The sequence below is a fragment of the Shewanella sp. SNU WT4 genome (genome assembly GCF_006494715.1).
GTDB lineage: Bacteria > Pseudomonadota > Gammaproteobacteria > Enterobacterales > Shewanellaceae > Shewanella.
On sequence record NZ_CP041151.1, the window covers coordinates 3,468,757 to 3,483,066 of the forward strand.

At 45.6% G+C, this 14,310-nt stretch carries 12 protein-coding genes; 9 read left to right on the plus strand and 3 right to left on the minus strand.

Going from position 1 to position 14,310, the window contains the following annotated elements:
• Window positions 1-241: 241 nt before the first annotated feature.
• The 5 genes from miaB to lnt all read left to right on the plus strand — a co-directional run bounded on the left by miaB (window position 242) and on the right by lnt (window position 5,838).
• Window positions 242-1,666, plus strand: a complete 1,425-nt coding sequence (gene miaB, locus FJQ87_RS15715) for a tRNA (N6-isopentenyl adenosine(37)-C2)-methylthiotransferase MiaB (protein ID WP_140933421.1) — start codon at window positions 242-244, stop codon at window positions 1,664-1,666.
• Window positions 1,667-1,849: 183 nt separating this feature from the next.
• Window positions 1,850-2,884, plus strand: coding sequence for a PhoH family protein (locus FJQ87_RS15720; protein WP_140933422.1), 1,035 nt, complete (start codon window positions 1,850-1,852; stop codon window positions 2,882-2,884).
• Window positions 2,874-3,338: an rRNA maturation RNase YbeY gene (ybeY, locus tag FJQ87_RS15725; RefSeq protein ID WP_140933423.1), complete on the plus strand. Its 465-nt coding sequence runs from the start codon at window positions 2,874-2,876 to the stop codon at window positions 3,336-3,338. Before FJQ87_RS15720 ends, ybeY begins: the two co-directional genes overlap by 11 nt.
• A gap of 34 nt (window positions 3,339-3,372) precedes the next feature.
• Window positions 3,373-4,248, plus strand: a complete 876-nt coding sequence (corC, locus tag FJQ87_RS15730) for a CNNM family magnesium/cobalt transport protein CorC (RefSeq protein ID WP_140933424.1) — start codon at window positions 3,373-3,375, stop codon at window positions 4,246-4,248.
• 30 nt (window positions 4,249-4,278) lie between these two features.
• Window positions 4,279-5,838 carry an apolipoprotein N-acyltransferase gene (lnt, locus tag FJQ87_RS15735; RefSeq protein ID WP_140934158.1) on the plus strand — a complete coding sequence of 520 codons (1,560 nt, stop codon included), beginning with the start codon at window positions 4,279-4,281 and terminating at the stop codon, window positions 5,836-5,838.
• 83 nt (window positions 5,839-5,921) lie between these two features.
• Here lnt and FJQ87_RS15740 read toward each other — a convergent pair whose 3' ends face one another.
• The 3 genes from FJQ87_RS15740 to FJQ87_RS15750 all read right to left on the minus strand — a co-directional run bounded on the left by FJQ87_RS15740 (window position 5,922) and on the right by FJQ87_RS15750 (window position 9,283).
• Window positions 5,922-7,115, minus strand: coding sequence for a histidinol-phosphate transaminase (locus tag FJQ87_RS15740; protein WP_140933425.1), 1,194 nt, complete (start codon window positions 7,113-7,115; stop codon window positions 5,922-5,924).
• 170 nt (window positions 7,116-7,285) lie between these two features.
• The gene (locus FJQ87_RS15745) at window positions 7,286-8,542 is read right to left on the minus strand and encodes an EAL domain-containing response regulator (RefSeq protein ID WP_140933426.1); all 1,257 of its coding nucleotides are present in this window, start codon (window positions 8,540-8,542) and stop codon (window positions 7,286-7,288) included.
• A gap of 240 nt (window positions 8,543-8,782) precedes the next feature.
• Entirely contained in the window at window positions 8,783-9,283 is a 501-nt protein-coding gene (locus FJQ87_RS15750) for a zinc ribbon-containing protein (RefSeq protein WP_140933427.1), read from the minus strand.
• Window positions 9,284-9,401: 118 nt separating this feature from the next.
• On the opposite strand from FJQ87_RS15750, the gene leuS reads away from it, so the two are divergent.
• From leuS to nadD, 4 genes are read left to right on the plus strand one after another with little or no spacing between them, the layout of a single operon-like run.
• Window positions 9,402-11,981: a leucine--tRNA ligase gene (leuS, locus tag FJQ87_RS15755; protein ID WP_140933428.1), complete on the plus strand. Its 2,580-nt coding sequence runs from the start codon at window positions 9,402-9,404 to the stop codon at window positions 11,979-11,981.
• 19 nt (window positions 11,982-12,000) lie between these two features.
• Window positions 12,001-12,498 carry an LPS assembly lipoprotein LptE gene (gene lptE, locus FJQ87_RS15760; protein ID WP_140933429.1) on the plus strand — a complete coding sequence of 166 codons (498 nt, stop codon included), beginning with the start codon at window positions 12,001-12,003 and terminating at the stop codon, window positions 12,496-12,498.
• Window positions 12,498-13,517 (plus strand): DNA polymerase III subunit delta, encoded by a 1,020-nt coding sequence (gene holA / locus FJQ87_RS15765; RefSeq protein WP_140933430.1) that lies wholly within the window; start codon window positions 12,498-12,500, stop codon window positions 13,515-13,517. Before lptE ends, holA begins: the two co-directional genes overlap by 1 nt.
• Window positions 13,518-13,525: 8 nt before the next feature.
• Window positions 13,526-14,158, plus strand: coding sequence for a nicotinate (nicotinamide) nucleotide adenylyltransferase (gene nadD / locus FJQ87_RS15770; protein WP_140933431.1), 633 nt, complete (start codon window positions 13,526-13,528; stop codon window positions 14,156-14,158).
• Window positions 14,159-14,310 lie beyond the last annotated feature (152 nt).

Genomic DNA, 14,310 nt, shown 5'->3' on the forward strand with positions numbered 1-14,310 from the left:
ACTAAATCAGCGAATACCAGGCGTGGATTCTGACCCTTTACTCAATAATAAATGTGGCGCAACCCATGCGTTCAGGATTATTTCCGCTATGATGGCGCACCGAATGCAGCGCCTTAATCCCTAGTAATTGCAAGCCTACTAAGAGATATTGCTTAAAGTTAGTCCGACCACTGGAAAGCTTGGGTGCGAGGGGGTAAAATGCTGCGCTATTTTTCCGTGGTTCGAAGAGCGAAATTAACTGATGAGTAAAAAACTCCATATCAAAACCTGGGGCTGTCAAATGAATGAGTATGACTCATCCAAAATGGCAGACTTGCTGGGTGAAGCTCAGGGATACACTCTGACAGAAACAGCCGAAGAGGCTGACATCCTGCTGCTGAACACCTGCTCAATTCGTGAGAAAGCGCAGGAAAAGGTGTTTCATCAGCTCGGCCGCTGGAAGACCCTGAAAGATAAAAACCCAGACCTAATTATAGGTGTGGGTGGTTGTGTTGCCTCCCAAGAAGGCAAGGCCATTAAAGATCGCGCCCATTGCGTTGATATTATTTTTGGCCCGCAAACGCTACACCGCTTGCCAGAAATGATTGAGCAAGTGCGTCGTGGTGATAAAGCGGTTATCGATGTCAGCTTCCCTGAGATTGAAAAGTTTGACCGTTTACCTGAGCCGCGCGCTGATGGCCCGAGCGCCTTCGTATCTATTATGGAAGGCTGCAGTAAGTACTGTTCATTCTGCGTGGTGCCTTATACCCGCGGTGAAGAAGTGAGCCGTCCGCTTGATGATATTATCCTTGAGATTGCCCAGTTAGCTGAGCAAGGCGTGCGTGAAGTCAATTTACTTGGCCAAAACGTGAACGCCTATCGCGGCGCGACTCATGATGATGAAATCTGTAGCTTCGCTGAATTACTGCGCTTTGTGGCAGCGATTGATGGCATTGATAGAATTCGTTTTACCACCAGCCATCCTATCGAATTCACTCAAGATATTATTGACGTGTACACAGATACGCCTGAGCTTGTAAGCTTCTTGCACCTGCCTGTGCAATCAGGTTCAGATCGCATTCTGACCCTGATGAAACGTAACCATATGGCGATTGAATACAAATCAATTATTCGCCGTTTACGTGTCGCCCGCCCAGATATCAACATTAGTTCTGACTTCATTATTGGTTTCCCTGGTGAAACTAAAGAAGACTTCGCTGATACCATGAAGCTGATTGAAGAAGTGAACTTCGATCATAGCTTTAGCTTTATCTACTCAGCGCGCCCTGGTACGCCAGCGGCAGATCTGCCTGATGATGTTAGCTTGGAAGAAAAGAAACAGCGTTTAGCTATCTTACAAGACCGCATTACTCAGCAAGCCCTGCGTTATAGCCGTCATATGTTAGGTACAGTGCAGCGCATCTTAGTTGAAGGTCCATCAGTGAAAAACCCGATGGAGCTGCGTGGCCGCACTGAAAACAGTCGCGTCGTAAACTTTGAAGCCGATATGAAGCATATCGGTAGCTTTGTGGATGTTGAAATTGTTGATGTGCTAACTAACTCACTGCGCGGTAAATTTATCCGCGGTGAAGATGAAATGGACTTACGTCGTGAATTGCGCCCAGCCGATATTTTATCGCAGCGTAAACAAGATGATGCTTTAGGTGTAACCACCTATAAGCCTTAGTCGCTAAGAGCATTAGCGCCGCGCGTCAGCTAGTGTGCGGCCATAAGATAAGCTCTAGAATAAGGCGGCTTAGGTCGCCTTTTTTCATACCTAATTGCGGTAAGTTAGGTTATATTCATCCCTTATTATCACCGCAGATATCTCTATATACCTTCTGGGTAAAACTGAATTCGGAGTGTTTATTTGTCTGGTAAAATGACTACGCTCAATCTTTATCTTGAGCCCGCTGAAACTCGTCGTTTGGCTTCTTTATGTGGTCCGTTTGATGACAACATCAAGCAACTTGAGCGCCGCATCGGGGTAAAAATTAGCTACCGCAACAACCATTTTCAGATTGTCGGTTTACCGAGAAACTGCCTAACTGCCAATAACTTGCTGCGTGATTTATATGTCGAGACTCAAACAGTTAAAGGCAGCACCCCAGATTTAGAGCTAGATACTGTGCATTTAGCCATTCAACAAGCAGTATCGATTGAGGCTGCGAGTGAATCTGATGACAAGCATCTGCATATCAAAACCAAGCGGGGCGTCATTAAGCCGCGTAATCCTAATCAAGGCCAATATGTTGCCAATATAGTGACCCATGACATTACCTTTGGTATTGGCCCTGCAGGCACAGGCAAAACCTATTTAGCGGTTGCGGCCGCCGTTGACGCCTTAGAGCGCCAAGAGATTCGCCGCATTATTCTAACGCGCCCAGCGGTTGAAGCCGGTGAAAAACTAGGTTTCTTACCTGGGGATTTAAGTCAGAAAGTCGACCCGTATTTACGCCCGCTGTATGACGCCTTGTTTGAAATGTTAGGCTTTGAAAAGGTTGAAAAACTGATTGAGCGCAGCGTCATTGAAGTCGCGCCTTTAGCCTATATGCGCGGTCGCACCTTAAACGATGCCTTTATCATTCTTGATGAAAGCCAAAACACCACCATAGAACAAATGAAGATGTTCTTAACTCGAATTGGCTTTAATTCCCGAGCGGTGATCACCGGCGACATTACTCAGATAGATTTACCTAAGCATCAAAAATCAGGGCTACGTCATTCCATTGAAGTGCTTAATGGCGTCAATGAAATTAGTTTTAATTTCTTCCAATCCCATGACGTAGTTCGCCATCCCGTCGTGGCGCGTATCGTTGATGCTTATGAAGCGTATGAGCAAAAAACCGCGAAAGCGGGCCACGATAATCAGCACCAATTACAGGACACTCACCATGAGTCTTGAGTTATTTATCGATTTACAAATTGCCACAGATAACAACCAGCTACCGTCTGAATCTGATTTTGAATTATGGGTTCGTGCCGCATTGGGCAACACCATGGCGGAAGCAGAACTCACCATTCGTATTGTCGATGAAGCAGAAAGCCAAAGCTTAAATCACGATTATCGCGGTAAAGATAAACCGACTAATGTGTTATCTTTCCCATTTGAAGCGCCGCCAGGAATTGAATTACCCCTGCTTGGCGATCTTGTTATTTGTGCTAAGGTAGTCGAAAATGAAGCGTTAACCCAAAATAAAGCCTTACAGGCTCATTGGGCGCACATGGTTATCCATGGATGCTTGCATTTACTTGGCTATGATCATATTAATGATGAAGAAGCCGAAGAAATGGAATCACTTGAAATCGAGTTGATCCAATCTCTTGGTTACCCAGACCCTTACAAGGAGCAAAACTGAACTCAGCCGTTGGCTTAAGAGTTTAAGAAATACTATGAGTGATGATATCCCACCGAGTACCAGCGCCCACAAAAAAAGTTGGCTTGATAGAGTAAGTCAGATTTTTCAGGGCGAACCCCAGAATCGCGATGATCTGGTGGACGTGATCCATGATGCCGAGCAGCGTGATTTGATCACAGAAGATACCCGCGAAATGATTAAAGGCGTATTGGAAGTTTCTGACTTACGAGTACGCGACATTATGATCCCACGGGCGCAAATCGTCGCCGTCCAGATCAATAACAGTGTCGAAGAATTATTGTCTACCGTCATAGGTTCAGCGCATTCCCGCTTCCCTGTGGTTAATGAAGATAAAGATCATATCGAAGGAATTTTGCTCGCCAAAGACCTCATTCGTTATGGCTTTAATTTAGAAGCCGATTTCAGCTTAGACAAGGTCATTCGACCTGCAGTCGTTGTTCCAGAAAGCAAACGCGTAGATGTGTTACTTAAAGAATTTCGCTCACAACGTTACCATATGGCCATAGTGGTCGATGAATATGGCGGCGTATCGGGTCTAGTGACCATTGAGGATATTCTGGAAGAAATTGTCGGTGAAATTGAAGACGAATTTGACCATGACAGCAGTGAAGATACTGAAATTCGCAAAATCAGTCCTAAAGTGTTTATGGTTAAAGCCCTAACTCCAATCGATGATTTCAATGAACACTTCAACACTCACTTTAGCGATGAAGAGTTTGATACCGTTGGCGGCTTAGTGTCACATGCTTTTGGTCACTTACCTGAACGTAACGAAAAAATCACCATAGATGGCATTGAGTTTAAAATCGTCAACGCTGATACCCGCCGTCTTATTCAGTTACGAGTATCTTGGCCAGAATCCGAAGATAATCAAACAGTTGAAAATTAATTCGTGCATAAAACTCTGCAAACTTTTTTGATGGCAATTTGCCATAATGCAGGTCTACGACTGGCGATCGGCTATTTAGCCGGCGCCAGTACAGCCCTCGCCTTCGCCCCCTATAGTCTTTGGGTCATTTATCCACTCGCTATCACTGTTGGTATGTGGCAATCACGCCACTTAACGACCAAGCAAACTTTCTATTACTGGTGGGCCTTTGGCTTTGGCGCCTTTAGCGTCGGCATCAGCTGGGTGCATGTCAGCATGGCGCAATTTGGCGGTATGCCGTTAATTGCCTCTATCGGCCTAATGGCGCTGCTAGCTCTCTATCTGGCGATTTATCCCGCGCTCTCTGGCGCCCTTGCCCGCTATTTAAGCCCGTATTCTCTCACTTGGCGATATTTAGCCTTATTCCCCGCGCTGTGGGTATTAACTGAATGGGCCCGGGGCTGGGTGCTGACCGGATTCCCGTGGCTATGGGCAGGTTATTCGCAAGTTGATGGACCACTGCGCCCAGTCGCAGCCGACATTGGCACCTTAGGCTTAAGTTACCTAGTGATTATAATCGCGGCCGCACTCATGCTTGTCACTGCCCGCCGTTATCGCTTAGCTAGCGCCGCACTAGTCATAGTCGCTATCACGCCGCTTGCCACGCAGTTGCAACCTAAGCTGACACCGCAAGACAAAGCCGTGAATGTCGTTTTAGTTCAAGGCAATATCGCCCAAAGCATGAAATGGCAGCCTGAAGCCCTGTGGCCAACACTGCTTAAATACATGGACTTATCTCGACCAGAACTCGATGCTGATATTGTTATTTGGCCAGAAGCTGCGATTCCAGCGCCTGAGTACATGGTGCAATCGTTTTTAGACAATGCCAATCAAGTTGCTAACTTAAATGATGCTGCCATCATTACCGGCATTATCAGCAATCATAACGATGACTTTTATAACTCGTTAATAGTGCTAGGCAATCATAATAACAAGCAGCAAGCACAAGCGGATTATGTGGGTGGCGGCATCAATGAATACCGTAAGCATCAACTACTGCCTATAGGGGAATTTGTTCCACTAGAGGCGCTGTTAAGACCGCTGGCACCGTTTTTCAATCTGCCGATGTCATCGTTTGCTCGCGGGGATTACCAGCAAACTAACCTATCGGCGCTCGGTTATCATATTGAGCCTGCTATTTGTTATGAAATCGTCTTCCCTGAGCTGCTGCGTGCCAACTTCAATGAGCACACCGACATGCTACTGACCGTATCTAATGATGCCTGGTTTGGTGATTCCAATGGACCATTGCAGCATTTTGATATTGCTAGAATGCGCTCGGTAGAATTAGGCAGGCCGTTAGTGCGCGCTACCAACAACGGCGTCACAGCTGTGGTAGATGCCAAAGGCAATGTAGTTGATAAGTTGCCACAATTTGAAACTGGCGTACTTAGGGTGGCCGTACCATTAGTGACCGGCCAGACGTTATTTAGTTATGTGGGTGAGAAACCCATACTAGGGTTAAGCAGCTTATTAGTGTTGCTTGGTTTTATCTTAGGTCGGCGTCAGCGCCGAGTGCATAATGCTAAGCTCAATCATAGCGAGCCATAAACAACGCTAGCCGAAACGACCAACAAAAAAGCCAGAGTCATCATACTCTGGCTTTTTTATTTAAAGCGGGTTAAAGCTCAGCATTACACCCAGCCTTGCTGCCTAAATTGAATTAAGGTGCGACAAAATTTTTCCATTTGCTCTGGCGTCCCTAAGGTTAAGCGGTTCCAACCATTAGTATGATTAAACTTACGCCCGACTAAAATGCCTGCAGCCTTCATACGCTGCTGATATAAATCAGTGTCACCATTCACCTGATGAAACATAAAGTTAGCATTGCAATCAAGATGCTTAAGCCCTAGGGCATCTAAGGTTTGGGTCACTAACGCTAATGCGCGCGCTTGCGAAGCAAGGCTTAATGCCAACCAAGTATTATCGCTAAGTGCCGCCGTTGCTGCCACGCAGCCCGCTAAGTTAGCATTATCTATGCTGGCTTGACGTGTCATAGCCACTATCATCTGCGGATGAGCTACGCCATAACCTACCCGCAGTCCAGCTAAGCCATAAATTTTAGAAAAGGTGCGTGTTACCACTAAATACGGATTTTCGGCCTTCACCGCAGCCACGGCTGATACAAAGGTCTTGGGATTAGCATATTCACCATAAGCTTCATCGACAATAAATTGCAGCTTTACCGATGCTTGAGCTAACCAAGCTTGCAGCGGATCAGTTGCCATCAATAAACTGGTGGGGTTATTGGGGTTACATAAGTAGATGATAGAGCAGCCATTAAAAGAGTCGACCTGCGCTTGCATAGCCACTAAATCAATCTGTAACTCTGAGTTAAGTGGCACAGCAACCACTTTTACACCGCGGGCACTGGCATAATCAGCCACCACGCCATAACTTGGATCTGGCATCACTAATTGAATCTCAGTGACCTTAGCGCCCGCATTATCAATGGCATTAGTCACCATGGCATCCACTGACATTTTAAGCACTTCTGACGAGCCATTGCCGTAAATCAGCTGCTCGGCCGTAACGCCATGGTATTGAGCTAACGCCGCCATAAACTCAGCCTTTGGCGCATCTGGATATAAAAAAGCCTGTGGCAATTGCTGGCTTAATGCCCGCATGCAACTTGGTGGAACACCTAAAGCGTTTTCATTGAAATTAAGCAATAAAGGCGCAGCACTGGCCGATGCTTTAGTTGCATGACTCACTGACTGACAACCCGTTAATGCCAATACGCACGCCGCGCCGCCTGCGCCTAATAATTCCCGTCTTGATAATTCCACGCCTTCACCAATTTGAATAATTATTCTTTTTATTATCATATTTAATCACACAGCTTGTGCTACTAAGACCCGTGAAAAGTGTGACAGCGATCAACAACAAGCTGTTTTGTCGTTTGTTTTTTAGCACAAATAAAAAAGCATGCCTCACGACATGCTTTAGATTGCACAATAAGTGAATAGAAAATCGACTTAGGTCATATAGTTTGCCATTAACTGCCTTGGGTTAATTTGGCAAATTGCTTTTGCCAAGTCACATGCCAGCTTATTAAGCTTGAAAGTGAGCGCGACTTACTGATTAAGAAGCCTTGAATAAGCATTTCATCGTAATGACCAAATAAATAAGTTAACTCTTCAACCTGCTCAATGCCTTCGGCCACTAAATTCACATCCATTTGCGAGGCGATTTCAATCAAAGAGTGCACCACAGCCTGACAAAATACGTCCCTATGGATGTTAATGATCAATGACCTATCAATTTTAATTTCACTGTAAGGCAAGTGCCTTAACTGATTAATATTAGTAAAACCGGTACCAAAATCATCTAAGGACACGCCAAAACCGCGCATACGTAAGCGATTTAAGGTTTCAAGTTGATGAGTACTGCGCAGGGCATTATCTTCGGTAATTTCAAGTACTAGTTGTTCAGGGCCCACGCCATTACTTGAAAACATTAACTGTAACTCATCCACTAACGCCAAGTTCTCTAGTTGTGGCGGCGCTAAATTGATGCACAGATGCACTGAGTCACCAAACTGTTTTTTTAACTTAGGTAAATCCGCAATCGCCTTTTTTATCATTATGTTCGTCATAACATCTAATAAATTAAGCGATACTGCCAAAGGTAAGAAACGATTTGGAGTTACGGCATCGGTTTCGCCTTGAAGCCTAATTCGCATCAGCGCCTCAACCGAGCTCACCTCGTGAGTTTTCATATTCACTTTTGGCTGGTAATAAGCCTCGATTCGCTCATCGGCGATAGCAGCGCGCAGTTGCTGCTCACTTAATAAATCAAGAGAATGATGCTGATTGGCGAGTAAGCTATCAGCCTTTAATAACAAACCGTTAAGATCTTCTGGTTGCAAAGGTTTAGCTATGCAGCCAATCAGGCGCAGTCTATATCCTTTAGCGATATCGGCCGCCAAATGCACAATTCGTTTTTCCATTTCCGAGATTATGCCAACCGTACCTTGATAACCGATTTCACCTAACCCCCGTAGCACCGCCATGCCATCTATGTTCGGCATATTTAAATCCGTCAAAATTAAGCTATAACGCTTAGGATTGCGGGCAATAATCGACAACGCTTTGGCGGGATCGTCAGTCACAGTAATTTGAAAATCACCAAAGGTGGAGAGGATATTTTTTACGATAAGCAAAATCGCTTTGGAATCATCAATCACTAACACGTGATCAATGTGGGGATACTTTTCGCTAGCAGATGAAGAATATGGGGTTAAATTGTCCATGAAGTATCTCACTTACATCACACATCCGTGTCGTCCACCAAGTGTAGACTGAGATATTTTTTCCTGCAAAAGTGCAAAGAACTTAAGCAATATTTTTTGCTACAGCATAATAATTTGAAGTATCGATCAAGCAATTAGCACTTTACAACCAGTCAGTTAACAACCAAAAAGCACGCCAATGCGTGCTTTAACTTAACTACAACCCGCTCGAATCAGCCGGTCTGAACTTGAGCAACAACGCTAAGGGGTTAAGGCTTCACGAATAAACTCACTTTGTTCGCACTGCGGACAATCAGGAATAAGCCCGGTGAATTCAATATGCATTTTATGGCCACAATGAATACACGTCAGGGTGCCTTGACTAATAATGTCACCACTTTGGTATTCGCCATGCTGCTTAAAATCTTGGCTAAGTTCATGCCACTCTACTTGGCTGCGGTCAGTAATTTCACTTAACCAGTGCCAAAAGGTATTTTCCATCGCAATCATGGTTGGGCTATAGCTGAGCTCATCGGCATGCTGCTCGTTGAGAAAGGCAATAATGTCGCGTTTAAGAAAATGCTCCACCAGCGCTAACTCTTCACTATCGGCGATTTGTTTGAGTTTTAAATAATCAGTGCCCTTAGTCACTGACGCCATTAAATCTTTAGTACTGAGTTGATTATTATCACCAAAATCGACTTTAACCTTGTCAATCAGCGTCTGATATAAGGCTAACATCTGTGAACTTCGATCACTCATGTTGAATACTCCTTCATTGGAACCTTTTTAATACAACGCATCTGGTTTATTCTATGCAGATCCCACCGCGCATATACAGCGCGAGATCAAAAAAAGGCGGCTTGGCCGGTAAATATTAATGCAAGAGCAATATAATCCCTCAGAAATCGAGACCTTAGTGCAACAGCATTGGGCCGATAACAAAACATTTGAAGTCACTGAAGATAATACCAAGGAAAAGTACTATTGCCTTTCCATGTTCCCTTATCCATCTGGACGCCTGCACATGGGCCATGTGCGTAACTACACCATAGGTGATGTGGTTGCTCGCTACCAGAGACTGCAAGGAAAAAATGTTCTGCAACCTATCGGTTGGGACTCATTTGGCTTGCCAGCGGAAAACGCGGCGATTAATAATAAAACTGCGCCGGCGCCATGGACTTACGAAAACATCGATTACATGAAAAACCAGCTGAAATTGCTGGGTTTCGGTTATGACTGGAGCCGTGAAATCGCTACTTGTACCCCAGAATACTATCGCTGGGAACAATGGTTCTTCACTAAGTTGTATGAAAAAGGCTTAGTCTACAAGAAGACCTCAGCGGTTAACTGGTGTCCGAATGACCAAACGGTACTGGCCAACGAGCAAGTACAAGACGGTTGCTGCTGGCGCTGTGATACTAAGGTTGAGCAAAAAGAAATTCCGCAGTGGTTTATTAAAATCACAGCCTATGCCGATGAACTGTTATCTGAATTAGATAACTTGGACGGCTGGCCTGAGCAAGTTAAATCCATGCAACGTCATTGGATTGGCCGCAGCGAAGGCATAGAAATGACCTTCCAAGTCGCTGACAGCGATCAGAGCTTTGATATTTATACCACTCGCCCTGATACAGTCATGGGCGTGACTTATGTTGCTATTGCTGCAGGTCACCCATTAGCTGAAGAAGCGGCTACCAATAATCCAGCCTTAGCGGCCTTTATTGAAGAGTGTAAAGAATCTTCTACCGCAGAAGCCGATATCGCCACCATGGAAAAACTGGGTGTTGATACTGGTCTTAAAGCCGTTCACCCATTAACCGGTGAATTAGTACCTGTATGGGCTGCTAACTTTGTACTGATGAACTACGGCACTGGCGCGGTAATGTCAGTTCCTGGCCATGATCAGCGTGATTATGAGTTTGCAAAGAAATACGGTTTAGAAATCAAGGCAGTTATTAAGCCAGTTGATAGCGAAGTCGATATTAGCGAAGCCGCTTACACTGAAAAAGGCGTGTTATTTAACTCATCTGAATTTGATGGCTTAGATTTCCAAGCGGCATTTGATGCTATTGATGCCAAGCTGAGCGCTGAAGGCAAAGGTAAGCGTCAAGTGAATTTCCGTCTGCGTGACTGGGGCGTATCGCGTCAACGTTACTGGGGCGCGCCTATCCCTATGGTGACTCTGGAAGATGGCACTGTGATGCCAACGCCTGAAGATCAACTGCCAGTGATCCTGCCAGAAGATGTCGTCATGGACGGTATTCAAAGCCCAATCAAGGCTGACAAAGAGTGGGCGAAGACCACAGTCAATGGCCAGCCAGCGCTGCGTGAAACCGATACCTTTGATACCTTTATGGAATCATCATGGTACTACGCACGCTACTGTAGCCCACACGCTGATCAAATGATTGATCCCGCTAAAGCTAACTACTGGTTGCCAGTAGATCAGTATATCGGCGGTATTGAACACGCTTGTATGCATTTGCTGTATTTCCGCTTCTTCCACAAGTTGCTGCGTGATGCGGGTCTGGTAAACAGCAATGAGCCAGCGAAGCAATTGCTGACTCAAGGCATGGTGTTAGCCGATGCCTTCTATTACACCAACGACAAAGGCGGCCGTGTATGGGTATCGCCACTTGACGTGACTGTACTTGAGAAAGATGACAAAGGCCGCATCCTTGCCTGTGTTGACCAAGAAGGTCATGAGCTGGTGTATACCGGTATGAGCAAGATGTCTAAGTCGAAAAACAACGGTATTGATCCACAAATGATGGTGGAAAAATACGGCGCCGATACTGTGCGTTTGTTCATGATGTTCGCAGCCCCTCCAGAGCTTACCTTAGAATGGCAAGAGTCTGGCGTAGAAGGCGCGCATCGCTTCATTAAGCGTTTATGGAAGTTGGCGAGCGATCATATTGGTTTAGGTGCTACTGAAGCGTTAGACATCAAAGCCTTAAGCCCAGAGCAAAAAGCCCTGCGCCGCGAGCTGCACAAGACAATTGCTAAAGTAAGCGATGATATTAGCCGTCGTCAGATGTTCAACACTGCCGTTGCTGCGGTAATGGAACTGATGAACCACCTGCAAAAAGCGCCAATGGCCAGCGCTCAAGATCGCGCCTTGATGGAAGAAGCGTTATCTGCTGTGGTACGTTTGCTTTACCCTATCATTCCACACTTGTGCTTCCAGTTATGGCAGCAACTGGGTAATGAAGGCGTGATTGAAGATTCGCGTTGGCCTGAAGTTGACCAAGATGCCTTGGTTGAAGACAGCAAGCTCATCGTGGTGCAAGTGAACGGTAAAGTTCGCGCTAAAATCACGGTAGCGGCTGATGCCAGCAAGGAAACCGTAGAAGCCTTAGGCTTAGCCGATGAGCATGTGGCTAAACATCTTGATGGTTTAACCGTACGTAAAGTCATTTTTGTACCAGGTAAGCTGTTGAGCATTGTTGCTAACTAACCCAAGGATACGACGCTAAATGAAGTTAACTCAACGGATAAGTAGCGTCGTACTGGCACTGGTCGTGTTGACCAGTGCTGGTTGCGGCTTTCACTTACAGAGCAGTTATTTTATTCCTGCATCATTAACAACTCTGCATTTGAGTTCTAGTGATAATTACAGTGAATTAACGCGACTGGTGCGCGAGCGCCTGCGCCTCAATAACATTACTTTAGTTAATGCCGCGGCCGATATTCCAACCTTACGTTTAGTCCATGATAGTTTGGAGCGTTCAACCTTGTCCCTGTATCCCTCGGGCAATGTTGCTGAATATGAACTTATTTATCAGGTCCACTTTTCAGTACGCTTTGATAAGCAAGAGGCTAAAGAGTTTGATGTGGTCATTCGCCGCGATTATTTAGATGATCCGCGTACTGCATTAGCTAAGAGTAAAGAAATGGAATTGCTGCTCAAAGAAATGCGAGCGCAAGCGGCCGATAAAATTATCCAAACCCTATCGACGGTTGAAACTAACTAATGCGGGTCTATCCTGAACAACTTGCTAGCCAGCTATCAACGCTGGCTAGCTGTTTTTTACTCTTTGGTGATGATCCTTGGCTGCTAGGCCAGTGTCGTCAACAAATTCTTAGCGCTGCCAAAGCTCAAGGTTTTGATGAACATATTCAACTGGTGCAAGAAGGCCAATTTCAATGGCCAGAATTGCAGCAAGAATGGCAAAGCTTAAGCTTATTTGCTAACCGCCGCGTGATTGAACTGACCTTGCCACAAGCTAAACCTGGCACTGAAGGTAGTCAGTGTTTGCAGCAATTACTGGCAACGCCTAATCCTGATTTAATTCTTATTCTGCAAGGCCCAAAACTTGCTGCCGATCAAACCAAAAGCAAATGGTTTAAGCAGTTAGATAGTCACGGCATTTACTTACCTTGCCTAACCCCTGAAGGGCCACAATTTTTACGTTGGCTCACGGCGCGCATCAAGCATTACGCTTTAACCTTAGATAAAGAAGCCGCGAGCTTACTTGCCTATCTGTATGAAGGTAATTTATTAGCCTGCGATCAAGCGCTGCAATTATTGCAGTTATTGCACGGCCAAGAGTTAGTACCGGCGCACAAGCTGCACGAGTATTTTGATGATCAGTCGCGCTTTAGCGTCTTTCAACTAACTGATGCCTTGCTTGAAAACCACACCAATAAAGCCATGCATATGCTAGCTCAGCTCAAGGCTGAAGGTACGGCTATGCCAATTTTACTGTGGGGATTGCTGCGAGAACTGAGCTTATTGCTGGCAGTGAAGCAACCGGGCGCCGACCAAAGGCAGCTATTTAATCAGCATAGAGTCTGGGATAAACGCCAGCAGGCCTATAAACAAAGCGCAGGCCGCCTAACTTTATCGCAAATTGAAACCATGTTAGCCATGACATCCAATTTAGAATTGGCCTTAAAACAACAAGGGCAAGAAAATTGGATTTTATTAGCCCACATCTGTTTGCTGTTTAACCCTAAGGCCCATCAAGCCCTGCCGCAATTTAGCCAATAGGATAACAGGTGAGAATCGCATTATTGGGGGGCACATTTGACCCCATACATTTAGGTCATATTCAATTAGCGCTGGCGGCCAAGTCGCAGTTAGCGGTTGATGAAGTGTGGCTGCTCCCCAATGCCACGCCGCCTCATAAACCTCAGCCCAAGGCCAATGTGCAGCAGCGCTTAGCTATGCTGAGCTTGGTATGTAAGCAGTGGCCTGAACTTAACGTCTGCGACTATGAACTTAAGCAAGCGGGTCCTAATTACACCTATTTAACCTTGCAGGGACTGCATAAGTTATATCCACAGCATCAATGGGTATTTTTGATGGGAATGGATAGCCTAGTGAATTTGCCATTATGGCGCTCGTGGCAAGAGTTATTAACGCTTTGCCATATTGGCGTTTATCAACGCCCCGGTTGGCAACTGGAAGCACAAACCCCAGTGGCCGCCTATTATCAAACGCACTTAGTGACTCAAGATAAGATATGGCAGCGCGCCAGTGGCGCCTTTACGCCCTGCATAATGCCAGACATGCCCATATCCTCTAGCGATATACGCGCGCAGCTGCAAGCAAATACCCCCTATGACTTAGTCACAGGCTTACCTCACTGCGTGCAAGATTACATAGCAGCAGAGCATCTTTATCGCTAATTTGCGCTGCAAAACTCAGGTTAACGCCCCTCAACACTTAGGCTAAATAACTTCAAAACTCAGGCAAAACCACCTCAATCTTCATGCTCAAACACTTCAACTTTTCTCCTAAATTAGCTCAAAATAATCGCAAATGGGCAAAGCGTATATTT